The organism is Acinetobacter rathckeae (genome assembly GCF_015627125.1).
GTDB lineage: Bacteria > Pseudomonadota > Gammaproteobacteria > Pseudomonadales > Moraxellaceae > Acinetobacter > Acinetobacter rathckeae.
In genome coordinates, this window is record NZ_VTDO01000001.1 from 154,399 (window position 1) to 180,754 (window position 26,356).

Consider the following 26,356-nt stretch of genomic DNA (forward strand, 5'->3'; position numbering starts at 1 on the left):
AATAGAGGTTTACGATATGTACAATTGTCTTGAACAATAAGGAAAAAATCAAAAAACTTTGCTTCATTGTAACTAAAGCACTTTTCAATTCAAAGTATGTGAATTACTCTAAGGAAAATTTACTTTTGAGCATTTTGCACAATGTCTGACTTTTTAATTGATGAAGAATTACTTGCCGCAATTGACATGGGCTCTAATAGCTTTCATTTGGCCATCGCTCGTTTAGATCATGGCGAAGTCAAAAAAGTCGTATCTATGTCAGAAAAAGTACAGCTTGCCGCAGGCCTAGATGACGATAATAATTTAACAGAAGTTGCACAACAACGAGGACTTGCATGCTTATCTCGTTTTGTTGGGCGTTTAAGTTCGGTACAAGCCAATCGCTTACGTATAGTGGCAACCAATGCGTTACGCCAAGCTAAAAATGGCCAAGAGTTTATCGATAAAGCCGCAGAAATTTTACCAAAACCCATTGAAATTATTGCAGGTAGAGAAGAAGCTCGCCTAATTTATTTAGGTGTGTCTCATACCATGGCGAATGGTGGTCGTCGTTTGGTGGTTGATATTGGTGGTGGTTCAACAGAGTTTATTATTGGTGAACAGTTCGAACCGATTTATACAGAATCTCTACAAATGGGCTGTGTGGCATTTACCAATAAGTTTTTTGCCGATGGTGAAATTAATACAAAAAACTTTAATAAAGCAGTATCTGCTGCCACCAAAGAGATTTTAGCGATTGCCAATGCCTATAAAGAAGAGGGCTGGGAAACAGTCGTTGGTTCAAGTGGTACGATTAAAGCGTGTCGCCAAATTATCATTAACATGGGTTGGAGTGATGAGAAGCAAGCCATTACGCGTACAGGGATTGAAAAGCTCAAAGAAAAGCTATTGAAGTACAAGCATGTTTCTGAGCTTGATTTTGATGGTTTAAAAGAAGATAGACGAGCAGTTTTGCCAGCAGGTTTTGCCATCCTTTATGCCATTTTTAATGTCATGGACATTGACCGCATGATGTACTCAGATGGTGCACTCCGTGAAGGTGTGATGTATGACTTACTGGGTCGTTTTAAGCATGAAGATATTCGTGATCGTAGTGTGCAAGCGTTGGTGGGTCGTTATAGCATCGATCTAAAACAAGCTGAACGCGTGGTTGCGACTGCACAAAAATTATTTGATGATGTTGCTGAGCCACTAAAATTAACTAATGAAGACAGTGATTTACTGCGTAGAGCAGCCTATTTACATGAGATCGGTTTAGCGATTAGTCATGGTGGGTATCATCGTCATGGGGCATATGTACTTGAGCATTCAGATATTCCTGGTTTTTCTAGAATTGACCAAAACTGCTTGGCTCATTTAGTGGCACACCACCGTAGAAAAATGAAATCTGATCTTAAAAATGAAGTGTTAAAAGTAGGTACACCTGCACTGGTTTATCTATGTCTACTGCTTCGTTTAGCTGTTTTATTAAACCACAGCCGTAGTGATCAGATGCTTCCTGCCATTGAATTAACCGTTGTGAATGAGCAACAATGGTGCTTAACTGTTTCTGGTGATGCGAAACAATGGCCATTACTGGTTGCCGATTTGCACGATGAGCAAACGCAATTTAAGCACTGGAACATTGATTTGATCATTCAGTCGGAAAAATTTATTGATTAACGCAATAAGTTAATTTAAGGATAATATTCGACCTATGAAAAATAAATCAGCCCAAGTAAAAGCATGGAAGACGGTGCAAACTGCTCGTCATCCTGAACGTCCACAGTTTTTAGATTATGCCAATGTGCTTTTTGAGGACTTTGATGTCTTGCATGGCGACCGTTTGTTTGGTGATGATGGTGCAATGGTGGGTGGGCTAGCACGTTTTGAAGGCCAACCTGTGATGGTGGTAGGTCAGCATCGTGGGCGTTCTACACGTGAACGTTTAAAATATAATTTTGGTATGTGTAACCCAGAAGGTTACCGTAAGTCACAGCGTTTGTTAGATTTGGCAGAACGTTTTAACTTACCAGTACTTACTTTTATTGACACCATGGGTGCATACCCAGGCGTGGGTGCAGAAGAGCGTGGTCAAGCAGAAGCAATTGCAACAAGTTTGGCGCAGTTGTCTCGTTTGAAAGTACCTGTAATTGCAACAGTGCTTGGTGAAGGTGGTTCTGGCGGTGCATTAGGTATTGGTGTGGCTGACCGTGTGATTATGTTGTCACATAGTATTTATTCAGTGATTTCACCTGAAGGCTGTGCGTCTATTTTATGGAAAACAGCAGATAAGGCGGAACAAGCCAGTGATGCACTTGCATTGACCGCAGACAAACTCAAAAAAATGGGTATTGTTGAGCATATTGTTGACGAGGGCGAGGGTGCACACTTAAATGCAGATCTAGTAATGGAGCGTTTACGTGGTGTCATCAAAGAAAACTTGGCTGAATTACAAAGCATGGATGCAGATGAACGATGCGAAGCACGTTATCAACGTTTAATGAAGTTTGGCAGCGAGAATCCAGGATTGGTTTCTTAGCTGTAGCGGAAAGTGTTTTTGCTGAAAAAGACTTTCTAATTGGGTGTAGTGGTGGCATGGATTCCATGCTGTTGCTACACCTATTTTATTGTCTTTTTCCCAACCGTGTGCGTGCAATTTATGTAGACCATCAGTTGCAAAGCATTAGTACACAGTGGGGTGAGCAAGTCAGTGACTATTGCACACAGCTTGGTGTGAGTTGTGCATGTGTGCCTGTTCAAGTCAAATCAGGTAACTTAGAAGCTGAAGCCAGAAATGCACGTTACGCTGCATTTAACGCACATATTCAAGAAAATGAAGTCTTGGTGTTAGCACATCATGAGCAAGACCAAGCAGAAACAGTGTTATTAAATTTATTTTCTGGTGCTGGTGTATCTGGTTTATCTGCTATGAAACCCATAGACTGCCGTGATGATTTACGGATATGGCGGCCATTTTTACGTTTATCTCGTGAAAAAATAAGCCAATGGACACATGCGTTAAACCTACCTTATGTCAATGATCCGACTAACTTAGACACACATTATGATCGAGCATGGGCAAGGTCTATGTTGTGGCCTGTATTATCCAGTCGTTTTCCACATATGCAGGCAGCAGTTTCACGCACTGCATTACTGATGCAAGATGCAGAAGATATCTTAAATGATATTGTGTCAATGGATTTGAAGCAGTGTGTGACAGCGAATCGATTAGACTTGAAACAGTACCAAAGTCTTTCACTTGCACGGCAACGGCAAATGTTGTCTGTATGGCTCAAAGCCCAAGAGGTTTATCGGCCAAGTTACGCATTGGTCGAGCGATTGCAACAAGAAGTCATATATGCCAGAGCCGATGCACAAGCCGCTTTATTTTGTAAGCCTTTTTGGTATGTCAGGTTTGGTCATTTTGTTTATCAGCTTATGCCAACGCAATATTTAGCGAAACAGTATGACCAAATAGACCCCAAGATGACTGTGCAATTACAACAGTCTATGCGATGTCAGTTGTTGAGTGGCTCATTTGATGTGCAAGCGACGCAAAATATGGGACTGTCGTGGCAACTTTTAGGTAAAAAACTTGATTTAACTCAACGTGTTGGTGGTGAAAAGGTACACTTGTATGGCAGGGTGGGGCATTGGCCACTGAAAAAAGCCATTCAACAGGCGGAAATTTTTCCGTGGTTACGCCATAGAGTACAAATTTTGCAATCAGATGGTGTTATTCTAGGGGTCTTTACCCCACATGGGTTTTGGCTTGCAGACTCTAAATTTTGTGAGCCCTGTGGTTGGTTGCCAGTATTGGTGCAACAGTAAATTTCAGTGTCAGGCGAAAAATATGAGTATTGCTTTAAGTTGCAATGTGGGGTTCTTGGGTGGTGGTGGCATGGCACAAGCCTTAATTGGTGGCCTGTTGTCACGTGGTTTAAGCTCAGAACAGATTAAAGTGGCTGATACAGAGCCTCATGTATATGATGTGCTTCAAGAAAAGCATATATATGTCAGTACAGATTATCTTGATGCATTGCAAGATGTTGATGTTGTCGTTATTGCATTAGAGTTAGATGCACTGTGCCAGATCTTACCAAGCATAGCACCTTACTTGAAAGATAAGCTTATTTTATCTTTACAACGTTGTGTAGAAATAGATACCTTAGTGCATTTATTAGCAACAAACCGAGTTGTTCGTGCAGTGAGTAATTTACCTGCATTTATTCAAACAGGTGCGCATGGTATGTATGCTAAACCATGCATCTCTGAAGCAGATAAAGCTTTAGCGACACAAGTGATTGCCAGTACAGGTTTGGTGGTTTGGGTTGCATCAGAGTCTGATCTAAATATAGTGTCTGCAGTCTCTGGTTCTGGTTCTGCTTACTTTTTTTATATGATGGAAAGTATGATCCGTGCAGGCCGTAATTTAGGATTAGATGAAAAAACAGCAACAGCACTTACCCTACAAACAGCTTTAGGCGCTGCACAAATGGCGATTAGTAGTGGTCTTTCGCCAACAGATTTACGGAAAAATTTAATCTCTGCTCAAGGTGAAACCCGAGCAGCTTTAGAGGTCTTTGACCAGTTGTCAGTATCACAGAGTATTCAGATCGCTTTGGCTGCGGCACAAAAAAGTAGCGAAGTACAAGTGCAACAACTCAGTGATCATATTAAATCATCGAATTAGAGGTATTTATATGGGTGCAGGTAGTGCGCTAATTTTTAGTGTGATTGTAAATGCCGCAATTTTATTGGTGTTTTTTCGGTTTTTAACGCAGTTGGCAATGGTCAGCCCATACAACCCTGTGGTGTTAGCGACTTTAAAGTCAACACGCTTTGTAGATATATTTAGCCGAATTTTCCCAACTTTAGCCAAAGGCCGTATTAATCTTGCGGCCGTTGTTCTATTACTCATTTTATTCTTATTTAAAGTGTGGGGTTATAGCACTTTTGGTAATGGGATAGAAATTTTTGACGTGAAATATGTCAATTTAGCCAGTAGTGTTGTTGGGTTATTACTCGGTACATTTATGGCAGTCACTGAAAGTGTGATTTTGTTTTGTCGTTATTTAATTTTTGCCAGCATTATTTTAAGCTGGGTAGTGATGTTTACACAGTCTCGTTCACCGTATATTGAAGTGATTCAAGAATTGGCAGAGCCATTGTTAGCCCCACTACGTAAAATTTTACCAAATATGGGCATGATTGACTTATCTCCAATTATTGCTTTTTTTGCATTGCAACTTATTGAAATGATTATGAAACAAATTTCTATTGTACTTCTTGCTACATTTTAATATTTAAGGGCATATGATATGCCCTTATTTTTTATACACTATATTTTGCAATTGCTAAGAAGTGAGCACCGGCACCAAGTAGTACAAACACATGCCAAATTGCATGGTTGAAGCGAATACGTTCAATGGCATAGAAAATAGCACCCACAGTATAGGCAATGCCACCAACCACAATAAGCTGAAGGCATTCAGGTTTGAGATACACTCGCATGTCATTGAACATTAAAACCGCAAGCCATCCCATCGCAATATAAGCAAATAAGGACATTTTCTCAAAACGATGTGCGAGAAAAATCTTAAAAATAGTCCCAATTGCAGTAATCACCCATAAGGTAATCAAGATATAATGTGCTTTGGTGGTGGGAATGTTGATATACAGTAGTGGTGTATATGTTCCTGCAATCAGGTAGTAGATTGCTGTATGGTCGAGTTTTTTATAGATACGCCGTTGTTCTAGTGTTTTTGACCAATGGTAGAGTGTTGAGCTACTGAGCACAAAGATTAAACCAAAGCAATAGACACATAAGCTAAGCCATGCACCTGTGGCAAGCTCACGTTGCTGATAGAGCAATACTGCACTTGCAATAATGGCAACCACCGCACCAATACCGTGAGTAAGCACGTTCAATCTTTCTTCTGTGGAATCATAATCTAAAGCGGTAATATGGTTCATCATCAACACATTGTTTAAAAATACACTTGTATATTAATTGAAATTTCGCTGTAAAGTAAACCTATTTATGGTGAAATTGTAACTGTTTTAAAGGATCCAACCATGTCTAAAGCCATTTTACCTTCCCCGCAAGCCATCTCATTTGTGGCTCTATTGCGTCAGTGCTTAGACCGTGGACAGTTTGATCGCTTAATTTTAAGTCAGTATGTAGGTGAAGAAGCTGATCTAGAAAAAATAACTTTTCGATTGGTAGAAGTACAGCAACAACAAAAGCTGTCTGTGCTGTATCGTTACAAAACTCAAGATGTGACTAAGAATTATAACCTTGAGCAGGGCATAGCAGTATTTGAAGCATTATTTTCTCAAGTAAAACAAGCAAACTTGTGGGAGCTAGAACAACAAGTACAATTTAAAAGAGGTAAAAAAAGAGACTTAATGACCATACAGCCGTTGGCAAAACAAAAAACACTCACAGTAAAACATGACCGTGAAAAACAACGTCTTATAGAGCAAACAGCACCTTATTTACAGGAACTTGGTATTACAGATCATGCGGGCGTTTTAGTTCCAAGTATGGCAAAAAAGTGGAAACAAATTAATAAATTTATTGAGATTTTTTCCCAAGCACTCTCTGAGCAAAAACAGCTTAAAGATGATGTAAATGTTGTTGATTTTGGCTCAGGTAAAGGTTACTTAACTTTTGCAATGTATGACTATTTGCAGAAAAATAAATGGAAGCCAAAAATCACTGGTGTAGAGCTGAGAGAGAATTTAGTTCAGTTCTGTCAGGATGTGGCAGTAAAAAACAATTTTCAGGCATTAGACTTTTTTGAAGGAGATGTACGGAATTATCAGCCTGAACGTCTAGATGTGATGGTGGCTTTACATGCCTGTGATATTGCAACTGACTTTGCCATACACTGTGGTATACGTTTAAATGCATCACTGATTTTATGTGCCCCTTGTTGCCATAAAGAGCTTAGACCACAACTGACTAGCCCAAATGTAGTACAACCAATGTTGCAATATGGTGTGCATGCAGGGCAACAAGCCGAAATGCTTACTGATACGATCAGAGCTCTATTGTTAAATGCATATGGCTATGAAACCAAAGTATTCGAATTTGTAGCACTCAGTCATACCAATAAAAATAAAATGATTTTAGCGGTAAAGAAAAAACACTTAGACAAGCCTGATGCAAAAATAATGCAACAGATTCAAGACCTAAAAGCAATGTATGGTATACAAACTCAAAGCTTAGAGCGGTTGCTTGCTAATGAGTTAGTGGATGAAGATAAGCATGGTTGCCGTTGTTAAGCATATCAATAAAAAGCCCAGTATTTGACTGGGCTTTTTATTTAAAGAGAACCGTGTAGTTGGCGGTATAAGCCAGGGGTTACACCAGTCCATTTTTTAAATGCACGGTGGAATGTACTGGTTTCACTAAATCCAACCTGTTGAGCAACATCTTCCAATGTTAGTTTAGGTTGTAATAGTAAATGAATGGCTGCATCGCGGCGTAAAGCATCTTTGACACCCTGATAACTGCGACCTTCGGCCGCAAGACGGCGACGCAATGTTTGTGGAGAAAGATATAACATAGATGCGACATCATTCAGTGTTGGCATTTCTTCGCCAATGTGGCTTTTGAGTACATCTCGAATACGAGAAGTTAAAGAATTGGTATTTTTAAATTTAACCAACAGTTGGGTTGGCCCAGCTTTTAGAAACTCTTCTAAAGTATCTACATTTTGTCGAATTGGTAGGTCTAAATAGTCGGCAGCAAAGGTAATTTCTGTACGTGCCATACCAAATTGAATCACAGGTGCAAAAAATAAAGCGTCGTACTCATCTGCTTGCTCTGGTCGAGGGTAGTTGAAATGAACACGCTCGAGTGGAATACGGCGATCAATGAGCCAACATGCTAAGCCATGCCAAATCATGAGCATGCTTTCAGTCATGTAATGGTCTGGGTCATCGGCTTGTGGAATCATAGGTACAAAGCGTGCTTCATGTTTGTCTTTTTCTACTGAAATAAACCAATCATCCGCAAACAGTCTATAAAATTGGCTAGATAATTCGAGTGCTTCACCTAAGGTTTTTGAGTGAATGATCAATTGGCACATAATGGCAAACGTACCTAACTTGCGAGGTTGTGAAGAAAATCCTGCATGTTCGTCTTGTGTGACCATCCATAACATTTTAACAAAGCGAGTATATTGCTCTGGTGAAATACGTGCTTTGGGTTGCTTGAGTAATTCAGCTTCAATTCCCACATGTGACAGCAGGGTTTCAGCATCCATGCCTAATTTTTTTACGCCTTTTAAAGCAGCATTCACAAAATAAATACTAATCGTATCACGGCTTACGCTCAATTCTTCAAGTGCTCTCATTATCACAGCAATTTAACCTAAATGTTTGTCATGTAATCATATTGGGGTCGCATATTTTCTTGGCCTTCATACGGGTTGAAGTTGTTACACACAGCTCATTCGAGGTATTTGGCACAAGGTTAAATGATTGCTAGACCGATAAACTTGGCAAGATGGTAGCATATTTCATATAAATAGAGTAAATACTTTATTTATTGTGCGGATTCGCTATGTTTGAATAATAATTTTATTAAAAACAGAGTCCTAGCTTTATTTTTTAGTACGATTAAAGCACTTTATGTACTTTGGATATTGTTGTTCTAACTATAAGTTTTTAATATTCAACAGGTTAACAAAATAAATTACAAGTGTAACAAAATAAATAGTATGCTACACAAGTCAACAATTAACATAGGATGTGTAACGTTGAAAACAACAAAATTAACATTAGCATGTTGCGTATGTGTCGCAATATGTGCAGGACTTACTCAAGCTCAAGCGTCGACTGCTTTTGATCGCAATAGCCCATATATGTTGGGCGATTGGAATGGACAAAGAGAAGCACTTAAAGCTCAAGGTTATGACTTTTCAATGGGTTATACGGGGGAGCTAGCAACAGTTTTAGACTCAAAGAATACCTCTAGTCACCCTACAAAATATGCAGACCAGTTTAGTTTAGGCGCAGATTTAGACCTGAGTAAAATTTTAGGCTGGCAAGACACACAAGCAGGCATTACCCTGACTTATCGTAATGGTCAAAACCTCACCAGTAGTGCTGATGCCTTACAACACCAAGTTAGCCAAGTTCAAGAGGTTTATGGTCGTGGTCAAACGTGGCGTTTAACCAATCTATGGATTAAAAAACAATTTTTTGATCAAAAATTAGATATTAAAGTGGGTCGTTTTGGCGAACCCAGCGAATTTAATAGTGCAGACTGTAACTTTCAAAATTTGGCCCTATGTGGCGGTCAAATGGGTAACTGGGCAGGTGATCAATGGTACAACTGGCCAGTCAGCCAATGGGCGGTTCGCGTAAAATACAATTTACAACCAGATCTTTTTGTACAAGTGGGTGCATTTGAGCACAATGCTGAAAACTTAGACCGTGGTAAAGGTTTCAATTTAAACACAGATGGTTCAAATGGTGCTTTAATTCCTGTAGAGATGGTATGGCAACCGAAACTGACAGCACAGCATTTACCTGGTGAATATCGTGTAGGTTATTATTACAGTACGGTAGATCAAAACACCAGCGGTCAAAGGATTGACCATAAACAAGGTGCTTGGGTTTCTGCAAAACAACAACTTACTGCTCAAGCGGGTGATACGACGCGTGGCTTAACTGGTTTTGCAAGTGCTTCATTCTTTGATCATGACCCAAGTAATAGTGATGATGGCCAAGTATCGAATATGCAAAACATTGGCCTAAGCTATGTGGGTTTATTTGATGCAAGAGCGAAAGATGAGGTTGCATTAGGCTTTAGTCGTATACATAAAAATGTATCAGGCTATAATAGCGAATATAATGCTGAACTTTACTATGGTATGAATGTCACGAACTGGCTTACAGTCCGCCCAAATATTCAATATGTATACCATGTTGGTGCCTTAAAAGATGGCAATAATGCTTGGGTTGGTGGTGTGAAATTGACCACAGCATTCTAAAATACTGGCTACGATTTTTGTAAAAAGTAATATATTTTTTCATCATAGATCTGTGCTTGGTTGTTTGAAGTGTGAACTAAAAACATAATATAAGCATTGGTCTATCCCCATTGATATAAAAGACTGGCAAAGCAAAAGTAAGATGTATGTCTTTACTTGGCTTTAGCCATAAACTAGAGGTGATTATGGATCAACCCTCAAAGAGCTCAGGAATGAGGAATTTTACTGCTTTTATCCTAGTGGTATTGGGCCTTATTTTATTTCCTTTCGGTGGTTATCTAGCAGTACTCGGTGGCACAACGTATTATGTGATTACTGGGTTATTGCTTATTGTATCTGGCGTATTGTTGTTTCGCGCATCAATCGTATCTTATCTGATTTACGCAATTGTTGTACTTGGTACAATAATCTGGGGACTTTGGGAAGTCGGTTCAGATTTTTGGGCATTGGTACCACGTTTGGGTATTTTAGGTGTACTCGGTGTTTGGATGTTACTGCCTGCGATTACTCGTGGGCTTAAACAACCAACTGCACCTAGCCGTTTAGTACTTGCAGGATCGTTAGCGATCGCAATTTTGGTCATGATTTATTCTATATTTAATGACCCGCAAGAAATTAATGGCGAAATCACTACTGCACAGCCTGCAAAAGCATCAACAATGCCTGGCGTAGCTGATGGTGACTGGCCTGCATATGGTCGTACACAAGATGGCCAACGTTACTCGCCACTGACTCAAATTGACGACAAAAATGTCAAAGAGTTAAAAGAGGCTTGGGTATTCCGTACAGGTGACTTTAAAACTGCAAATGATCCTGGTGAAATTACAAACCAAGTTACGCCAATTAAAATTGGTAGTAACATGTTTATTTGTACTGCACATCAGCAATTGATAGCGATTGACCCTAAAACAGGTCAAGAAAAATGGCGTTTTGATCCTAAGTTGAAATCTGATATTACATTCCAGCATTTAACATGCCGTGGTGTGTCTTATTATGATGCCAACAATACTCAAGAATTTGCAACAAGCTTGAAGTTCAAAAAGTCTGAATCAACGCAATGTCCTCGTAAAGTGATTTTACCTGTCAATGATGGTCGTTTAGTGGCTGTGAATGCAGACACAGGTAAGGCATGTACTGACTTTGGTAAAGATGGCCAAGTTGATCTACAAAAAGATATGCCGTATGCGTATCCAGGTGGTTATAACCCAACATCACCGCCTGTTGTAACAGGTACAACTATTATTATTGGTGGTGCAACAACAGATAACTTCTCTACTAAAGAGCCATCTGGTGTGATTCGTGGTTATGATGTCAATACTGGTAAGTTACTTTGGGTATTCGATACAGGTGCGTTAGATCCGAACTTAATTCCTGGTCCTAACCAAACGTATGTAAATAACTCTCCAAATGCGTGGGCACCGCTTGCGTATGATGAAAAGTTAGATATGGTTTATATTCCAACAGGTGTAGGTACGCCTGATATTTGGGGTGGTGACCGTACTGAGCTGAAAGAGCGTTATGCAAACTCTGTATTGGCATTAAATGCAACAACAGGTAAGTTGGTATGGCACTTCCAAACCACGCATCATGACCTTTGGGATATGGATGTTCCGTCACAACCGACATTGGCTGATGTAAAAGATAAGTCAGGTCAAGTTGTGCCAGCGGTTTATGTGCCAACGAAAACTGGTAACGTATTTGTATTTGACCGTCGTGACGGTAAAGCAATCGTACCAATTACTGAGCGTCCTGTTCCACAAAAGACACTCATTGGCCCTGAAACTAAAGGCGAGCGTTATTCTCCGACACAACCTTTCTCTGAGCTGAATCTTGCACCAAAAGATAAGTTAACAGATAAAGAAATGTGGGGTGCAACAATGTTCGATCAGTTGTACTGCCGTATTTACTTTAAAAAGTTAAACTACCAAGGTATTTATACGCCACCTTCTGAAAATGGTACGTTAGTATTCCCTGGTAACTTAGGTGTGTTTGAATGGGGCGGTATTTCAGTTAACCCTGACCGTCAAGTTGCTGTGACGAATCCATTGGCTTTACCATTCGTTTCTCGTCTGATTCCACAAGATCCTAATCGTAAAGTGACGGAAAAAGGTGCAGGTACAGAACATGGTATTCAACCAATGTACGGCGTACCTTATGGTGTTGAAATCTCTGCGTTCTTATCACCACTTGGTTTACCATGTAAACAACCAGGTTGGGGTTATGTTGCAGCAGTAGACTTAAATACAAACCAAGTGGCATGGAAAAAACGTATTGGTACAGTGCGTGACAGTTTACCGAAATTGTTCCAATTACCACCAATGAAAATTGGTGTGCCAGGCCTTGGTGGTGCTATTTCTACAGCGGGTAATGTGATGTTTGTTGCAGGCACACAAGATAACTATATCCGTGCGTACAGCATTACCAATGGTGAAAAACTGTGGGAAGCTCGCTTACCTGCAGGTGGTCAAGCAACACCAATGACGTATGAAATTGATGGTAAGCAGTACCTTGTAATTATGGCTGGTGGTCATGGTTCATTTGGTACAAAAATGGGTGACTACCTCGTTGCTTATGCTTTACCTGATACAAAATAATTTAAATCAGTTGTAAAAAAGGCCCAGTTTAGACTGGGCTTTTTTTATGTTTGTTATTCCTTTATAAGCAAAACCGCTATTAAATATGCAAAAAAAGCATTTCGCTGATAGATCAAATACTCGTATGCTATGAACATAAAATTAATTTTACTAGCTAGACGCCATGTATTTATATACTGATGATGACCAACAACTTGTGAATGAACGAGTTGCCCAATTTAGAGATCAGACACAACGTTACTTAGCAGGAACGTTGTCTGAAGATGAATATCGCCCATTGCGTTTACAAAATGGTTTGTACGTGCAACGTTATGCCCCAATGCTACGTATTGCGGTACCGTATGGGTTAATGAACTCTACACAACTGAGAAAGATTGCTGATATTTCGACACAGTATGACCGTGGCTATGCTCATATTTCAACCCGTCAAAATATTCAATTGAATTGGCCTGCGTTAGAAGATGTGCCAGATATTTTGGAAGAGTTAGCAACAGTGCAAATGCATGCCATTCAAACCAGTGGTAACTGTATTCGTAATACGACTACTGATCAATATGCAGGTGTTGTTGCAGGCGAAGTGGCTGACCCTCGTCCAACCTGTGAGCTAATTCGTCAGTGGAGTACATTCCATCCAGAGTTTGCATTTTTACCGCGTAAATTTAAAATAGCAGTGTCTGCTGTAGCAGAAAAAGATCGTGCAGCAGCCTCTTTTCATGATATTGGTGTTTATATTGTGAAAAATGAAGCGGGTGAGATTGGCTATAAAATTAAAGCAGGTGGTGGTTTAGGCCGAACCCCTGTAATTGGTAGCGTGATTCGTGAGTTTCTCCCTCGCCAAGATTTAATTGCTTATCTTGATGCAATTTTACGTGTATATAATTTGCATGGTCGTAGAGACAACAAATATAAAGCACGTATTAAAATCTTGGTCAAAGCCATGACACCTGAAGTCTTTGCAGAAAAAGTAGAGGCTGAGTTTGTACATACGCGTGAGCAGTTAACGGTAGAGCCAAGTTTGCTACAAAAAATGGACGAGGTGTTTAAGCCATTTGCATACCAAGACAAAGCAGATGAAAATTTTGACTCATTATTTCAAGCACATCCTAAATTTAAGCAGTGGTTTAACGTCAATACGCATGCACATAAAGTATCAGGCTATCGTATTGTTAACATTAACTTAAAACGTGCAGGTGTTGCCCCTGGTGATATGACCACAGAAGAAATGAACTTTATTGCAGACTTAGCCGATGAATATACGTTTGGCGAGCTAAGAACCACGCATGAACAAAACATTTCTTTGGTTGATGTAGAGCAACAACGTTTGTTTGAATTATGGCAAAAGTTAGAAGCAGCAAATATGGCAAGAGCACATATTGGCTTCTTAACAGATATTATTTGTTGCCCAGGCGGTGACTATTGTTCGCTTGCCAATGCCAAATCTATTCCAATTTCTGAAGCGATTACTCGTCGTTTTGACGATTTAGACATGCTGTATAACTTAAGAGAAATAGACTTAAATATTTCAGGTTGTATGAATGCCTGTGGTCATCACCATGTGGGAAATATTGGTATTTTAGGTGTTGATAAAAAAGGTGCCGAGTTCTACCAAATTACTTTAGGTGGTCATGCCGACCATGATGCTTCTATTGGTAATATTTTAGGGCCAGCATTTGCCGCAGATGCCGTACCTGATGTGATTGAAGAAATTTTAAATACTTATTTAGACGTGCGTGAAAACGATGAAAAGTTTATTGATACGTATCGCCGTGTAGGTATTAAACCATTTAAGGAGCGAGCATATGCTTAATCTTGACTTTCCTGTGCTACAAAAAGATGGTTTAGTAACTAAAAACACTTATCAGATTGTTGATGAAGAGGGTGTTTTACCACAAGGTGATGTTGTATTAACCACAGCACAGCTCGAATTACTTGCACAAATCAGTGGTAAAAAAGCACTGTTAATTACGGTAGATGATACACCTGAAGATCATGTGTTTCCTCTGACTGATTTAGACAGTATTTTCATTGAATTTGCTGGCTTTAATGATGGTCGAGGCTATTCTTTTGCTGCACTTTTACGCCGTCAGGGGTTTAAAGGTGAGTTAAGAGCGGTGGGTGATATTTTTAAAGATGTATTAAACTATTTGAAACGTTCGGGCTTTGACAGCTTTGTGTTGAAAGAAGGCAAGAGTATAGATGAAGCCAAGTCTGGGCTGAATGATTTTACCAAGCCGTATCAGATTTCAACGGCTGTGCCAAATGCAAATTATCAGACGGGTCAGATCACACATTAAATAGATCTACACTTTAAATAGAGCCTCAATGGCTCTATTTTTTTATGTCAGAATGCTATTAAAAATGTGGCCTTGGGTGAAAAAAAGGTAAAGCATGGTTCAAAGTGTCTATTGATATTTTACTTCAAGTGTTTTTCACAGTTGTATAAGGAACTCGGTGTTCGATGATATTTTCTATTTTTTAATCGAAAGTTCAAAAAGAAAATCTTTGTGAATCTCCAAAAACAGTTTTTTCTTAATTTTGGGGGCATAAAAATTTATTGTAGGGTTTAATAAACATATCAGACTTTAAAACATATATTGATCATTTTAGATTTTTGCTTACAAAAAGAATAATTCTTGCACCATTATTAAAAATAAAAACGCTTTTTGGGGATCAAAAGTTGGGTATCTGAACTTAATGCTTTTTAAGTCAAATTTAATTTCTATTTAAATTACAGTCTATTAAAAATTATATTTTGAATGAATTTAAAAATGGCATAATTCATGCATATTTAACATTATTCAAGTTACTTGAATTTTATTGTTAGGTACTTTATTTGGAGGAAAATATGACATTCAGTATAAAAAAAATTTCTCTTTTGGGGGTAATGTTAGGGTTGGCTGGCGGACTTTCTGTTACAGCACATAGTGCAGATTTGTTAGAGCGTATTAAAGCAGAGAAAACCATTACCATTGCCACAGAAGCACGTTACGCACCTTTTGAGTCAATAGAAAATGGGAAAATCGTTGGCTATGATGTCGATTTAATGAATCATATTCTTCAAAAGAAATTACCAAATGTGAAAGTGAAACAGTTAGATGTACCATTTCAAGGTATTTTACCTGGTCTTGATGCGAAAAAATTTGACTTTGTGGTAACTGCGGTAACTGTAAATAAACAGCGTATCGCTCACTTTGCATTTACTGCTCCAATTGCTGAATCTACAGTGGCTTTACTTAAGCGTAATGCAGACAGTACGATCACCACGTTAGATGACTTGAGTGGCAAAGTTGTGGGCTCACAAGCAGGTTCAGGGCAACTTCAGGTGCTTCAGATTTTTAATGAGCAATTAAAAGCTCGTGGTAAGCCTGGTATTAAAGAAATTAAACAATATGTGTCTTTTGATGAAGCTTATGCAGATCTAGCCAATAAACGTTTAGATGGTGTTGCTCAATCACTTTCAAATTTAGGTCCATTGATTAAGTTTCGCCCAGGTGTTTTTAGCACCCTTAAACCCATGCTTGGTCCAACCACTTATTTTGGATGGGTTGGGCGTCAAGATAAAGACAGTGCATCCTTGGTCAAACTCTTTAGTGATGGTGTGACCGAAGCCAATAAAGATGGCACGATGAAAGCATTACAACAAAAATGGTTTGGGTTTGTAATGGATGTACCTGCAGAAAAAATGCCTGTACCTGAGCTTTAAGAGCTTATCATTATGGTTGATTTTTTACGCTTGCTGATTGACTGGCTACCCATGCTATTAGATGGTGCAATCACAACTGCTTTATTATGTAGTGTCGCCATGGTTGCGGGTTTCTTTGTCGCAATCTTGGTTTATCTAATGCAAGTTGATAAATCGGTATACACCCGAGGGTTTTCCTCTGTGTATATCAGTATTTTTCGTGGTACGCCTGTATTAGCACAAGTACTGCTTTGTTATTACTTGCCAGGTCTATTGGATTTATCATTGCCAGGTTATGTTGCCGCCATGGTTGCACTGACATTAAATACCGCTGCATATCAGTCACAAATTTTGCGTAGTGGGTTTAATGCCATACCACAAGGCCAAATAGAAGCTGCTTTCACCTGTGGTATGACCGCACGTCAAATTTTATGGCATGTGCAAGTCCCACAAGTGCTACGTTTAACATTACCTTCACTCATTTCAGAGTTGATTGATGTAATTAAAGCCTCTGCTGTGGTCTCTGTGATAGCCATTACAGACTTGATGAGGGTTGGGCAACAGTTAGCCTCTTCTAGCTATAAGCCATTAGAAGTCTATATTGCTATTGCTTTATCTTATTTAGTCCTCACCAGTTTACTCTCATTACTTGGTCATTTTATTGAACAGCGTTGGTATCAAGAGGAAGGGCCATGAGTGATTTTTTACTTTATTTGCCCGATTTTGCACGTGCAATTGGTGTGACACTCAGTATCAGTTTATGTGCAGCATTGCTTGGAGCGATTATTGGCTTTACTTTTCAGGCCATTTCTCATTTACACCCATTACTATATGGCTTATGGCGTACTTATATTTGGTTAATTCGTGGCACGCCTTATTTAGCACAGCTTGCCATAATTTATTTTGGTCTGCCTTCAGTAGGCATTATGCTCAGTGCGGTTGAAGCCACTGTTATTTCATTGGCAATATATAGTGCAGCTTATTTTGGGGAAATATTTCGTGTGGCATGGAAGAGTGTATCTGTGGGGCAAATAGAAGCTGCACAAGTACATCATATTTCTGCTTGGAAAATTTTTTGGCATGTTAAAACGCCGCAAGCACTCCATTTTAGCCTTCCTTTACTGGGCAATCAGATCATCTTAACCATTAAAGAGAGTGCCGTTGCCTCTGTGATTACTGTACCCGAACTTACCATGATTACAGGGCAAATAGTCGCGAATACTTATACTTATATTATACCGTATACCTTGTTAATTATGAGTTACTGGCTGCTTGCACAAGGTGTGAGTGTATGTATTCAATTGCTTCGTCGTACGGTTTTAAAAGGATAATCATGCATAGTCAACCGATTCTTGAACTACGCCATGTCGGAAAATCATTTTTAGATCATAAAGTGTTAACAGATATTAATTTAACGGTCAATCAGGGTGAGATTGTCACATTGATTGGGCCTTCAGGCTCTGGTAAGACCACCGCATTACGTTGCATGAATTTTCTAGAAGCTTATGACGAGGGTGAAGTGTACATAAAAGGCCAGATGCTGGGCTATAGCAGTCCTGCACGTGGCTTGAAAGACCGTGATAGTGCGGCATTGATTGCAAAGGTGCGTCAACCTTTGGCTATGGTATTTCAGCAGTTTAATTTATGGCCACACATGACGGTATTAGAAAATGTCTGTGCGGCATTGATTCTTGGTCAAAAAATGCCTAAAGAGCTTGCCAGAGAAAAAGCATCCAAGGCTTTGGCTCAGGTGGGTATGGAGAAAAAAGCATTATCTCGTCCAGCCCAACTGTCAGGTGGCCAGCAACAAAGAGTGGGTATTGCCCGTGCACTGGCTTTAGAGCCTGAGTTAATGCTCTTAGATGAGCCAACATCGGCATTAGATCCTGAGCGGGTAGAGGAAGTTGAAGAGGTTATACAATCTCTTGCGAATGAAGGTATGACCATGGTGATGGTCACGCATGAGATGTCATTTGCTGCAAAAATTTCATCGCGGATTGTTTTTATGGCCGATGGCGGCATCATTGAAAGTGGTTCGCCTCATATGCTTTTTCATCAGCCTAAAACTGAGCGTCTGAAAAACTTTCTCGCACCTTGGTTTAAACGCTCGCGCATATTTGCTGAACAGGGAGTCAGTGATGTCTGAAAATACGCCTGTACACATTGCATCGAAGGTGAGCAAACAACGTTTGTTAGATCAATTAAAACAATTGGCATTCTTTGGTGCTTTAGATAACGGTGGTGTTGATCGTCAAGCACTTTCTAAAATAGAAATACAGGCACGACGTTGGTTAATTGACTGGGCTTATAGCTTGGGCTGTAAGGTTTTTACAGATGAGTGTGCCAATTTATTTATTCGTCGTGAAGGACAGCAGGACTTACCTCCTGTGGTTACTGGCAGTCATATTGATACTCAGCCTTGTGGTGGTAATCTAGATGGCTGTTATGGCGTGATTGCTGGTATGGAATGTCTTGCTATTTTGAATGAAATGAAAATCACTACCTGTAGGCCTATTGAAGTGGTGGTCTGGACAAATGAAGAAGGGAGTCGCTTTTCACCAGGTGCTATGGGGTCGAGTTGCTATGTGAAGCCTGAACTTTTACAAAGCTATTTAACGCATAAAGATATAAATAACATCACACTGAAGCAAGCACTTCAACAATGTCATCAGCATTTTTCAGATCTACCTCGGCGAAGTCGTGTGCCATTTTTTTCTTTTATTGAGTTACATATAGAGCAAGGACCTGTTTTAGAAACTGAGAACCGACCACTTGCTGTCGTGAATGGGATTCAAGGTGTACGTTGGTACGAAGTCACCTGTTTAGGTGAGTCTGCCCATGCAGGTACAACACCAATGCCCATTCGCCAAGATGCCATGACGTTGGCACGTTTCACGGTAGATCAAATTGAGCAATCTGTGTCCCATCTACCGGTAGATGAGTTGCGTCTTACTTTTGGTCGTTGGGACATCAAACCAAATGCAATTAATACCATTGCATCTCGTGTGACATTCACATTGGATTTTCGCCATGCCAACCCCGATGTATTGGCTGAATTTGATTTGATAATACAGCAATGCATGGGCGATAACATTCAAATCAAAGCCATATTTGACCATGAGCCTGTGGCTTTTGATACAGCACTTTTATCAAGGCAATGCGCAACTGCCAAAGCACTGCATATTGATCACCTGAGCCTGATGTCTGGTGCTTTCCATGATGCGATGCATTTGGCAGAACATTGCCCAACCAGCATGTTTTTTGTTCCGAGTCATCGTGGTATTAGCCACAACCCTGCTGAATATACCCACCCCGACCACCTACATTTGGGTGCTCAAGCTTTGGCTTATTGTCTAGCTGAGTTAGCCAATCAAGATTAAGGAGTTATATTGTGAATATCCCAACAACCTATCCTATGTGTTGTAGTAAAGATAATGGTGATGCATTAGGTCTTAACCAAAGTTTATCTTCAGCGATTTCTAATGATGGCAACCCAACCCTTGAGCATGTATATACTGTTCCTGCCCGTTGTGGTTGTGCAGTGCGTTTGAAAAAAGGGCAAATTATTCGTATAGTCAATACCTTTGGAACACAGGTCTGTGATACTTGGTTGTTTAATAGTGATGATCTTAGTGAGTTTTCATCAATGGAGCATACCCGTGCATATATTGATAAAATTATACCTAAAGAGGGAGATGCTTTAGTCACTAATCAACGCCGTCCTATTGGTACTTTGCTCACAGATACATCACCAGGCATTCACGACACTTTAATTGCCGCCTGTGATCTACATCGTTATACCAATTTAGGGGTTTCAGGGTATCATGACAGCTGTGCAGATAATATGCGATTAGCACTAAAAGCCATTGGTTTACGTGCAAAAGAAGTCCCACAACCATTAAACTTGTGGATGAATATTCCTGTGAATCCAGATAACACGATTTCGTGGTTGCCGACAGTGAGTAAAGCTGGAGATTATATTGAAATTAGGGCTGAGCTCAATTGTGTTGTAGTGATGTCTGCTTGTCCACAAGATATTATTCCAATCAACAACTGTACACCACAACCGGTACATTTTCAGGTTATGAATGAATAATTCGCTTTAAGCTTAATGTGTCCAATCGTGATTTTTGGACACATTGCTGTTTAGGTACAGCATATAAAAAAGGAAACGTTAGTGGAATGGAACTGTCAAATCTAGGTCTAAGAATTCGTCATGCACGCTTAACGCAAGAAATGACATTAAAAAAATTAGCACAAAATGTAGGTTGTTCGGAAAGTTTACTCTCAAAAATCGAAAATGAAGTAGCAACCCCCTCTCTAGCCATGCTACACCGCCTCGCTACAGCACTAAATACCAATATTTCAGATTTAATGGCAGAAAACTGGATTGTTGACTCTCCAGTGATGAAAGCAGACCAGCGTTTGCGTAAACGGTTTGTACACAGAAATAAAAAAGGTGGTATAGAACTTGAAAACTTAACACCGCATCATAAAAGTAGTTTATTACAAGGAAATATACATATTATTGAGCCTGGCGTTGCTAGCGATGGACAAATTGAACATCAAGGTGAAGAAATGGGGTATGTATTAGCGGGAGAGATTGAAATTTATCTTGCGGATCAAACCTATGCACTTACGATAGGCGACTCATTCTATTTTCCAAGTAATATACCACATGGTTATAAAAATATAGGTATAACAATTGCGAAAATATTATGGGTAAATACACCTGTAACATTTTAGTAAGTGAGCTTAAAAAATATTAGATAACCCTGATCGTGGATAATTGTATTATTTAAAAACAAAGGATTAGCACCATAAGTTGAGGAACTATAAATGACTCATCTTTCTCATTCTTATGACAGATATTACTGCTTTTTTGTACCAAGTTGATGATTTAAATGATTGGCTGTGATTTTTGTTTTAATCTAAAAAAGATAAAACTTGCAATGCAGGTCATAAATCCTAAACACACGAAAGTATATTGAAAAGACTGTAAGATATGCATTTTTCCGTACATCTGGGTAAAGGTGTTGAGTGCAACACTGGCCAAAGCAATGCCCATGCTCATAGAGAGTTGTTGTATCACAGACAGTATGCTGTTGCCTTGACCTGCTTTTTCATGCGAGAGGTCTTTAATGGTGACTGTATTCATGGTGGTAAATTGTATTGAATTTACAATGCCAAATAGAAAAAAGTGAATCACTTGCCACCATATTGGGGTGTTGGCAGAAAGGAGGGCAAAACTCATCATGCCTAACCCAACCAATAGGGTGTTGACTGTGAGGATATTACGATAACCAAAACGGCCAACTAAGCGGGTGATGTACTTTTTAATCAGCATTGAACCCAGTGCTAAAGGAATCATCATTAAACCCGCAATGGTCGGATTTAAATTGAGTACGATTTGAAGCATGAGTGGTAATAAAAATGGAATTGCACCATTGCCTAAACGAGCAAAAAAATTACCTAGAATACCCACTCGAAAACTACGTACATTAAAAATATCTGCAGCAAAAATAGCATTTGAGTTCTTCATGGCATGAAAGCGATAAATCACAGCAGAAACAATAGCCAGACCAAGTAATATAAAAATACTGTTCATATTGGCATGAGACTCAGTCAAATGCTCGAGTAAGAAAGACAGACTAAGCATGGTGGTTGCGATTAAAACAAAGCCAATATAGTCAAAAGGCTTCAGTTGAGTCTCAACCAGATCTGGAAAGATTTTGAGGGTGAAAAGTGCTCCAACAAGTCCTATAGGAACATTCATTAAAAATATCCAATGCCAACTTGTCCATTCAACCAATAGTCCACCTAAACTCGGCCCAATTAAAGGCCCAATAAGTCCTGGAATGGTGACAAAACTTAATGCTGCCAGCAGTTGTGTTTTGGGCATGACTTTAAGCAGAGTTAAACGCCCTACAGGTTGCAATAATGCACCACCAATGCCTTGAAAGACACGTGCAATGATCAGTTGGGTTAAATTATGCGATAAAGCACAGGCAATCGATGCGGTGCTAAATAGAATAATGGCCACAAAATATGTTTTTTTTAAGCCATATTTGTCTGTTACCCAGCCACTGATTGGAATGGTCACGGCCATGGCTAAAACATAAGCCACCACAATGGCATGCATGTTGAGCGGGTCTTCATGCAAATTGAGGGCAATTTGTGGTAGGGCAGTATTAATAATTGTACTGTCGAGTTGTTGCATGAAAAATCCAATCGCAACCAACCATAAAATTGCACGATATTGCTTTTCTATAGGTTGGTGTTGATTTGTTTTCATGGTTATTCTCTTGTGTGTAATAAGCCATTTACTTATTTATAAATGACCGTATCTAAATATGTTGTTATTTAGGTCTTGCAACATCACCTTGTAAATGTGTTGGTAACTCAAGTACAGATAATGTTTGCTCTTCTTCTAAACTTTGAGGTCTGGCAATGACTAACGCTTGGTATGTATTTTCATCAACTGCAAGACTGTTCACCACTTGAATGCCCGTAGCCAATTTTGTTAATGGTTCAGGTGCTGTACCTACGCCTTCAATTAGGTGTAGCCATTGTTTCGGTTGTGCTTTAAACCATAAGCGTGCAATGACTTCTTGCCCTAAATAACAGCCTTTATCGTATTGAATGCCGTGTCGTTGATGTAAACGAAGCTCTTGAGGCTGAAAAGCATGTGCAGTGGCTTGGGTAATCCATGCTTGGCCATCTGTAATGGCTTCATGTTGCCATGCCACAATATCAGTTTTTTCTGCTGAAAATACAGTGCTGTGTTGTTTTAGTGTTGGAAAAACTTCGCCAACTGCACTGAGGGTAATTTTGGCGAATGCACCATATTTTCGAATGTGTTGTTCAAAGTCAGTAGCTTGATCTGAACTTACTGTTATTTCAAAATGTTCTGAAGATATTTTTTTGAGCCAAAGACCAAATTGAATACGTCCTTTAAGGTCACAAATCACAGTATATTGTGTAAAACTTTCTTCTAAACGCTCTACATGTATGGTGACTTGTCCTTGTAAAAATTTGGTGGCATCTGCACCAATGAAACTGTATTGAGTAAATGAAAGTGTGCTCATTTTAAATCTCTATTCATGCGTTATTTGCCTTATTTTGTCGGATTCTACAAAAAAAATCAGCCGTTTATTGTGAATGATGATCCTTTAATGTAGCTGAAATAAAAATTAAAAATAAAATGGTTACAATATAATCACTTTTAAAAAGTTGCATCAGGCTTTATATTAAAAACTAGCACAACAAGTTGTGTAAGCAGATCATATAAAGAATTGAATTAAATTAAATAATGAGGTGGGCATATGTCAGGTTGTTATGAGATTTCAAAAGCAAAAGATGGTCAATTCCGTTTTGTACTCAAAGCGGGTAATGGGGAAGTCATTTTAACGAGTGAGCTATATAAAGCGAAAGCTTCGGCACATACGGGCATTAGTTCAATCCAAAAAAACTCAGGTGATGATACAAAATATGATCGTCTAGAAGCAAAAAATGGTAAGGCATACTTTAACCTAAAAGCAGCCAATCACCAGATTATTGGTACAAGTCAAATGTATGCAACTGTGGCATCTCGTGATCATGGCATTGAGTCCGTAAAGAAAAATGGCCCAACTGAGAAAATTAAAGACCTAACGGTTGCAGAGTAATTGACAGATGAGATTGCGATAAAAAAACCTCGCTTTATAAAGCGAGGTTTTTTATTGGGTTGCATTTTAGTAGTGGTACTTTAGAGGTTTAATCTTTTGATGGTGTGAAATCTGCAGCGGGTGCTGAGATTTTATCTTTACACAAAAAGCTATATACAGTCAGACCTAAGAATGCGCCAATAAACCAGTTAAATGGTGCAAATGGATGAAATGTTGGTACAAAGGTAATAAATAGACCGACCAATACAGACGGCACGAGCGTTAAGATTGCTTTTGGGTTAAAACCGTTGCTATACCAATAACGGCCTGTTTTGCTCTCGGTAAATAGCTCATCTGTAGACACTTTTTGTTTATTTACAAAGTAGAAGTCTGCAATCAAAATACCAAACAACGGCCCAATAAAGGCTGCCAATGTATCTAGGGTGTAGTGAATGAGCTCTGGCGAGTGAAATAAGTTCCAAGGTGTAATGAGTACTGAACCGACAGCAGCAATCATACCACCTGTTCTAAAGTTAATTTTCTTTGGAAAAACGTTAGAGAAGTCAAAGCCTGCTGATACAAAGTTTGCCACAATGTTAATACCAATGGTTGCAGTAAGCACTGTCACCAAACCAAGTACAACGGCAAATGTACTGTCGACCAATGCTACTGTTTCAAGTGGGTCGGTAATCATTTTACCTGTCATGCTATATGTTGCTGAGACGGTCACGACGGTAATGAATGAGAAGAATAAAAAGTTAAATGGTAAACCCCAGAAGTTGCCTTTTTTAATGCTGCCCATGTCTTTGCCATAACGAGAAAAGTCACCAAAGTTAAGTAAAGGGCCAGAAAAATAAGACACTACCAATGCCACTGCGACTGTAAACTGCATCCACTGTTCAGAAGTAGACAGTACTTTATCGGTAAGATTGAGTGAAATATTTGACCAACCGACTTTGCTGATTAACCATGCCACAAGTGCAAGCATGACTACATAAACCATTGGGCCTGCCCAATCAATAAATACTTTAATTGCATTCATGCCTTTCCAAAACACAAATACTTGTAGTACCCACATAAAGCCAAAACAGATCCAACCAAGTGTGGTAAGTCCAACAAAACTACTGCTTGTAAGAGCAGCTAAGCTTGGGAAAAATTTGAGTAACACAAGCATAAGTGCATTAGATGCTAACCATGTTTGAATACCATACCAAGACACAGCAATAACGCCTCGAATAAGGGCCGGAATATTAGCACCGTACACGCCAAATGCCTGACGACTAATCACAGCATAAGGTACGCCACTCACTTGGCTTGGTTTAGCCACTAAATTTGCACACAGTTGAACAATCACAATGCCTAGCAGGAGTGCGACAAAAACTTGCCAACTTGCCAGTCCTAAAGTAAATAAACTCGCAGCTACAACGTAACCACCGATACTGTGTACATCTGACATCCAAAAAGAAAAAATATTGTACCAAGACCAATTTTGTTTGGCAGGCTTTAAATCCTCATTGGTGAGGTTGGCACTATACTGTGGGTCCGTCATATTATAATTCCTAAAACTTATTCATCATTGTGATTAAGCTAAGCAGGAATCAGACCAAAACTAGTATTTATATAAATATAAAACTACGACTTAAGTCTAAATAGCTTAAATAAACAATTCTTTACGATATTTATGCCAAAATTGAGTATATAAATAGAAAAGATTATGCATTGAAATAATAAACCTGATGAAAATACAAGTGATTAACCCGAATACATCTAAAGAAATGACGCACTCTATTGATGCAAGTGCCAAGAGCATTGCATCAGTTTTGACAGAAATTGTGACGGTATGCCCAGAACAAGGTGTTGAGTCTATAGAAGGACACTATGATGAGGCGATTTCAGCCATAGGTGTGCTTGATTTGGTGCAACAAGGTTGTTCTGATGGTGTAGATGGGCATATTATTGCGTGTTTTGGTGACCCTGCTTTGCATGCTGCTCGTGAAATTGCTGATGCCCCTGTGATTGGTATTGCCGAGGCTGCTTTTCATGTAGCTTCGCTTGTTGCCACTAAATTTAGCATTGTAACAACACTTAGTAGAACCAAAATTATTGCAGAGCATTTATTGCATGAATATGGTTTTGCTCATAAGTGTGCCAAGATTCGTTGTATTGATTTACCTGTCTTGGCATTAGAGCAAGATTCGAATGCAACTTATCAACGTTTAAAAGAAAGCTGTTTACTTGCAAAAGCAGATGATGATATTGGTGCGATTGTTTTGGGCTGTGGTGGTATGTCTAAAATGGTTGACCAACTGAGTCAAGAGATTGGTATACCTGTGATTGATGGAGTGGGTGCTGCTGTGAAGCTCGCAGAAGCCTTGGTCGGTCTGGGGATAAAAACCAGTAAATGGGGTGATTATGCGTATCCAACAGTGAAATCATAAT

The 26,356-nt window shown here is 39.3% G+C and carries 24 protein-coding genes; 19 read left to right on the forward strand and 5 right to left on the reverse strand.

The features are described 5' to 3' along the window. Positions 1 to 141 precede the first annotated feature (141 nt). The 5 genes from ppx to I2F31_RS00745 are packed head-to-tail and all read left to right on the forward strand — an operon-like array spanning position 142 to position 5,285. Positions 142 to 1,662 carry an exopolyphosphatase gene (gene ppx, locus I2F31_RS00725; RefSeq protein WP_195769105.1) on the forward strand — a complete coding sequence of 507 codons (1,521 nt, stop codon included), beginning with the start codon at positions 142 to 144 and terminating at the stop codon, positions 1,660 to 1,662. Positions 1,663 to 1,696: 34 nt separating this feature from the next. Beyond that, positions 1,697 to 2,521, forward strand: coding sequence for an acetyl-CoA carboxylase carboxyltransferase subunit alpha (locus I2F31_RS00730; RefSeq protein WP_195769104.1), 825 nt, complete (start codon positions 1,697 to 1,699; stop codon positions 2,519 to 2,521). Next, the gene (gene tilS, locus I2F31_RS00735) at positions 2,458 to 3,813 is read left to right on the forward strand and encodes a tRNA lysidine(34) synthetase TilS (RefSeq protein ID WP_195773293.1); all 1,356 of its coding nucleotides are present in this window, start codon (positions 2,458 to 2,460) and stop codon (positions 3,811 to 3,813) included. Before I2F31_RS00730 ends, tilS begins: the two co-directional genes overlap by 64 nt. Before the next feature lie 22 nt (positions 3,814 to 3,835). After that, positions 3,836 to 4,675 (forward strand): pyrroline-5-carboxylate reductase family protein, encoded by an 840-nt coding sequence (locus I2F31_RS00740; protein ID WP_195769102.1) that lies wholly within the window; start codon positions 3,836 to 3,838, stop codon positions 4,673 to 4,675. A 10-nt stretch (positions 4,676 to 4,685) separates the two neighbouring features. Continuing rightward, positions 4,686 to 5,285: a YggT family protein gene (locus tag I2F31_RS00745; RefSeq protein ID WP_195769101.1), complete on the forward strand. Its 600-nt coding sequence runs from the start codon at positions 4,686 to 4,688 to the stop codon at positions 5,283 to 5,285. 31 nt (positions 5,286 to 5,316) lie between these two features. Here the strand turns inward: I2F31_RS00745 and trhA are convergent, their stop codons facing one another. After that, positions 5,317 to 5,958, reverse strand: coding sequence for a PAQR family membrane homeostasis protein TrhA (trhA, locus tag I2F31_RS00750; RefSeq protein WP_195773450.1), 642 nt, complete (start codon positions 5,956 to 5,958; stop codon positions 5,317 to 5,319). A 102-nt stretch (positions 5,959 to 6,060) separates the two neighbouring features. Between trhA and I2F31_RS00755 the strand changes: the two genes are divergently transcribed. Further along, complete coding sequence (locus I2F31_RS00755; protein WP_195769099.1) at positions 6,061 to 7,275, forward strand: class I SAM-dependent methyltransferase; 1,215 nt, start codon at positions 6,061 to 6,063, stop codon at positions 7,273 to 7,275. A 41-nt stretch (positions 7,276 to 7,316) separates the two neighbouring features. Here the strand turns inward: I2F31_RS00755 and I2F31_RS00760 are convergent, their stop codons facing one another. Continuing rightward, the gene (locus I2F31_RS00760) at positions 7,317 to 8,351 is read right to left on the reverse strand and encodes an AraC family transcriptional regulator (protein ID WP_195769185.1); all 1,035 of its coding nucleotides are present in this window, start codon (positions 8,349 to 8,351) and stop codon (positions 7,317 to 7,319) included. Between the two features lie 405 nt (positions 8,352 to 8,756). Here I2F31_RS00760 and I2F31_RS00765 point away from each other — a divergent pair, with 405 nt between their 5' ends. The 11 genes from I2F31_RS00765 (at position 8,757) to I2F31_RS00815 (ending at position 21,017) form a co-directional block, all read left to right on the forward strand. Next, the gene (locus I2F31_RS00765; protein ID WP_228285107.1) at positions 8,757 to 9,995 is read left to right on the forward strand and encodes a carbohydrate porin; all 1,239 of its coding nucleotides are present in this window, start codon (positions 8,757 to 8,759) and stop codon (positions 9,993 to 9,995) included. A gap of 185 nt (positions 9,996 to 10,180) precedes the next feature. Beyond that, on the forward strand, positions 10,181 to 12,589 hold the full coding sequence (locus I2F31_RS00770) for a glucose/quinate/shikimate family membrane-bound PQQ-dependent dehydrogenase (RefSeq protein ID WP_195769184.1): 2,409 nt from the start codon (positions 10,181 to 10,183) through the stop codon (positions 12,587 to 12,589). Positions 12,590 to 12,752: 163 nt separating this feature from the next. Then, positions 12,753 to 14,396 carry a nitrite/sulfite reductase gene (locus I2F31_RS00775; RefSeq protein ID WP_195769097.1) on the forward strand — a complete coding sequence of 548 codons (1,644 nt, stop codon included), beginning with the start codon at positions 12,753 to 12,755 and terminating at the stop codon, positions 14,394 to 14,396. Then, the gene (locus tag I2F31_RS00780; protein WP_195769096.1) at positions 14,389 to 14,883 is read left to right on the forward strand and encodes a DUF934 domain-containing protein; all 495 of its coding nucleotides are present in this window, start codon (positions 14,389 to 14,391) and stop codon (positions 14,881 to 14,883) included. The genes I2F31_RS00775 and I2F31_RS00780 overlap by 8 nt, the downstream gene beginning before the upstream one ends. A 551-nt stretch (positions 14,884 to 15,434) precedes the next feature. Further along, a complete protein-coding gene (locus I2F31_RS00785; RefSeq protein ID WP_195769095.1) occupies positions 15,435 to 16,292 on the forward strand; it encodes a transporter substrate-binding domain-containing protein in 858 nt (285 codons plus the stop codon). 12 nt (positions 16,293 to 16,304) lie between these two features. Then, the gene (locus I2F31_RS00790; RefSeq protein WP_195769094.1) at positions 16,305 to 16,967 is read left to right on the forward strand and encodes an amino acid ABC transporter permease; all 663 of its coding nucleotides are present in this window, start codon (positions 16,305 to 16,307) and stop codon (positions 16,965 to 16,967) included. Next, positions 16,964 to 17,602: an amino acid ABC transporter permease gene (locus I2F31_RS00795; RefSeq protein WP_195769093.1), complete on the forward strand. Its 639-nt coding sequence runs from the start codon at positions 16,964 to 16,966 to the stop codon at positions 17,600 to 17,602. Before I2F31_RS00790 ends, I2F31_RS00795 begins: the two co-directional genes overlap by 4 nt. A 2-nt stretch (positions 17,603 to 17,604) precedes the next feature. Continuing rightward, entirely contained in the window at positions 17,605 to 18,417 is an 813-nt protein-coding gene (locus I2F31_RS00800) for an amino acid ABC transporter ATP-binding protein (RefSeq protein ID WP_195769092.1), read from the forward strand. After that, on the forward strand, positions 18,410 to 19,651 hold the full coding sequence (locus I2F31_RS00805; RefSeq protein ID WP_195769091.1) for a M20 family metallo-hydrolase: 1,242 nt from the start codon (positions 18,410 to 18,412) through the stop codon (positions 19,649 to 19,651). The genes I2F31_RS00800 and I2F31_RS00805 overlap by 8 nt, the downstream gene beginning before the upstream one ends. Before the next feature lie 11 nt (positions 19,652 to 19,662). After that, the gene (locus I2F31_RS00810; protein WP_323127540.1) at positions 19,663 to 20,367 is read left to right on the forward strand and encodes an urea carboxylase-associated family protein; all 705 of its coding nucleotides are present in this window, start codon (positions 19,663 to 19,665) and stop codon (positions 20,365 to 20,367) included. 86 nt (positions 20,368 to 20,453) lie between these two features. Then, positions 20,454 to 21,017: a cupin domain-containing protein gene (locus I2F31_RS00815; protein WP_195769090.1), complete on the forward strand. Its 564-nt coding sequence runs from the start codon at positions 20,454 to 20,456 to the stop codon at positions 21,015 to 21,017. A 154-nt stretch (positions 21,018 to 21,171) separates the two neighbouring features. On the opposite strand, the gene mdtD is transcribed toward I2F31_RS00815, so the two are convergent. Both mdtD and ygfZ read right to left on the reverse strand, forming a co-directional pair. Further along, positions 21,172 to 22,566 carry a multidrug transporter subunit MdtD gene (gene mdtD, locus I2F31_RS00820; protein ID WP_195769089.1) on the reverse strand — a complete coding sequence of 465 codons (1,395 nt, stop codon included), beginning with the start codon at positions 22,564 to 22,566 and terminating at the stop codon, positions 21,172 to 21,174. Between the two features lie 64 nt (positions 22,567 to 22,630). Next, positions 22,631 to 23,359 carry a CAF17-like 4Fe-4S cluster assembly/insertion protein YgfZ gene (gene ygfZ, locus I2F31_RS00825; RefSeq protein WP_195769088.1) on the reverse strand — a complete coding sequence of 243 codons (729 nt, stop codon included), beginning with the start codon at positions 23,357 to 23,359 and terminating at the stop codon, positions 22,631 to 22,633. Between the two features lie 237 nt (positions 23,360 to 23,596). Between ygfZ and I2F31_RS00830 the strand changes: the two genes are divergently transcribed. Continuing rightward, entirely contained in the window at positions 23,597 to 23,938 is a 342-nt protein-coding gene (locus tag I2F31_RS00830; RefSeq protein WP_195769087.1) for a YegP family protein, read from the forward strand. An 88-nt stretch (positions 23,939 to 24,026) separates the two neighbouring features. Here the strand turns inward: I2F31_RS00830 and I2F31_RS00835 are convergent, their stop codons facing one another. Beyond that, the gene (locus I2F31_RS00835; RefSeq protein WP_195769086.1) at positions 24,027 to 25,466 is read right to left on the reverse strand and encodes an NCS1 family nucleobase:cation symporter-1; all 1,440 of its coding nucleotides are present in this window, start codon (positions 25,464 to 25,466) and stop codon (positions 24,027 to 24,029) included. A 187-nt stretch (positions 25,467 to 25,653) separates the two neighbouring features. Between I2F31_RS00835 and I2F31_RS00840 the strand changes: the two genes are divergently transcribed. After that, the gene (locus tag I2F31_RS00840) at positions 25,654 to 26,355 is read left to right on the forward strand and encodes an aspartate/glutamate racemase family protein (RefSeq protein WP_213014775.1); all 702 of its coding nucleotides are present in this window, start codon (positions 25,654 to 25,656) and stop codon (positions 26,353 to 26,355) included. The last annotated feature ends 1 nt before the right edge of the window (position 26,356 follow it).

Excerpts from the sequence above, each read along its gene's own strand:
- ppx (WP_195769105.1), top strand. The coding sequence starts at position 142 with ATGTCTGACTTTTTAATTGATGAAGAATTACTTGCCGCAATTGACATG.
- I2F31_RS00730 (WP_195769104.1), top strand. The coding sequence starts at position 1,697 with ATGAAAAATAAATCAGCCCAAGTAAAAGCATGGAAGACGGTGCAAACT.
- tilS (WP_195773293.1), top strand. The coding sequence starts at position 2,458 with ATGCGAAGCACGTTATCAACGTTTAATGAAGTTTGGCAGCGAGAATCC.
- I2F31_RS00740 (WP_195769102.1), top strand. The coding sequence starts at position 3,836 with ATGAGTATTGCTTTAAGTTGCAATGTGGGGTTCTTGGGTGGTGGTGGC.
- I2F31_RS00745 (WP_195769101.1), top strand. The coding sequence starts at position 4,686 with ATGGGTGCAGGTAGTGCGCTAATTTTTAGTGTGATTGTAAATGCCGCA.
- trhA (WP_195773450.1), bottom strand. The coding sequence starts at position 5,958 with ATGAACCATATTACCGCTTTAGATTATGATTCCACAGAAGAAAGATTG.
- I2F31_RS00755 (WP_195769099.1), top strand. The coding sequence starts at position 6,061 with ATGTCTAAAGCCATTTTACCTTCCCCGCAAGCCATCTCATTTGTGGCT.
- I2F31_RS00760 (WP_195769185.1), bottom strand. The coding sequence starts at position 8,351 with ATGAGAGCACTTGAAGAATTGAGCGTAAGCCGTGATACGATTAGTATT.
- I2F31_RS00770 (WP_195769184.1), top strand. The coding sequence starts at position 10,181 with ATGGATCAACCCTCAAAGAGCTCAGGAATGAGGAATTTTACTGCTTTT.
- I2F31_RS00775 (WP_195769097.1), top strand. The coding sequence starts at position 12,753 with ATGTATTTATATACTGATGATGACCAACAACTTGTGAATGAACGAGTT.
- I2F31_RS00780 (WP_195769096.1), top strand. The coding sequence starts at position 14,389 with ATGCTTAATCTTGACTTTCCTGTGCTACAAAAAGATGGTTTAGTAACT.
- I2F31_RS00785 (WP_195769095.1), top strand. The coding sequence starts at position 15,435 with ATGACATTCAGTATAAAAAAAATTTCTCTTTTGGGGGTAATGTTAGGG.
- I2F31_RS00790 (WP_195769094.1), top strand. The coding sequence starts at position 16,305 with ATGGTTGATTTTTTACGCTTGCTGATTGACTGGCTACCCATGCTATTA.
- I2F31_RS00795 (WP_195769093.1), top strand. The coding sequence starts at position 16,964 with ATGAGTGATTTTTTACTTTATTTGCCCGATTTTGCACGTGCAATTGGT.
- I2F31_RS00800 (WP_195769092.1), top strand. The coding sequence starts at position 17,605 with ATGCATAGTCAACCGATTCTTGAACTACGCCATGTCGGAAAATCATTT.
- I2F31_RS00805 (WP_195769091.1), top strand. The coding sequence starts at position 18,410 with ATGTCTGAAAATACGCCTGTACACATTGCATCGAAGGTGAGCAAACAA.
- I2F31_RS00815 (WP_195769090.1), top strand. The coding sequence starts at position 20,454 with ATGGAACTGTCAAATCTAGGTCTAAGAATTCGTCATGCACGCTTAACG.
- mdtD (WP_195769089.1), bottom strand. The coding sequence starts at position 22,566 with ATGAAAACAAATCAACACCAACCTATAGAAAAGCAATATCGTGCAATT.
- ygfZ (WP_195769088.1), bottom strand. The coding sequence starts at position 23,359 with ATGAGCACACTTTCATTTACTCAATACAGTTTCATTGGTGCAGATGCC.
- I2F31_RS00830 (WP_195769087.1), top strand. The coding sequence starts at position 23,597 with ATGTCAGGTTGTTATGAGATTTCAAAAGCAAAAGATGGTCAATTCCGT.
- I2F31_RS00835 (WP_195769086.1), bottom strand. The coding sequence starts at position 25,466 with ATGACGGACCCACAGTATAGTGCCAACCTCACCAATGAGGATTTAAAG.
- I2F31_RS00840 (WP_213014775.1), top strand. The coding sequence starts at position 25,654 with ATGAAAATACAAGTGATTAACCCGAATACATCTAAAGAAATGACGCAC.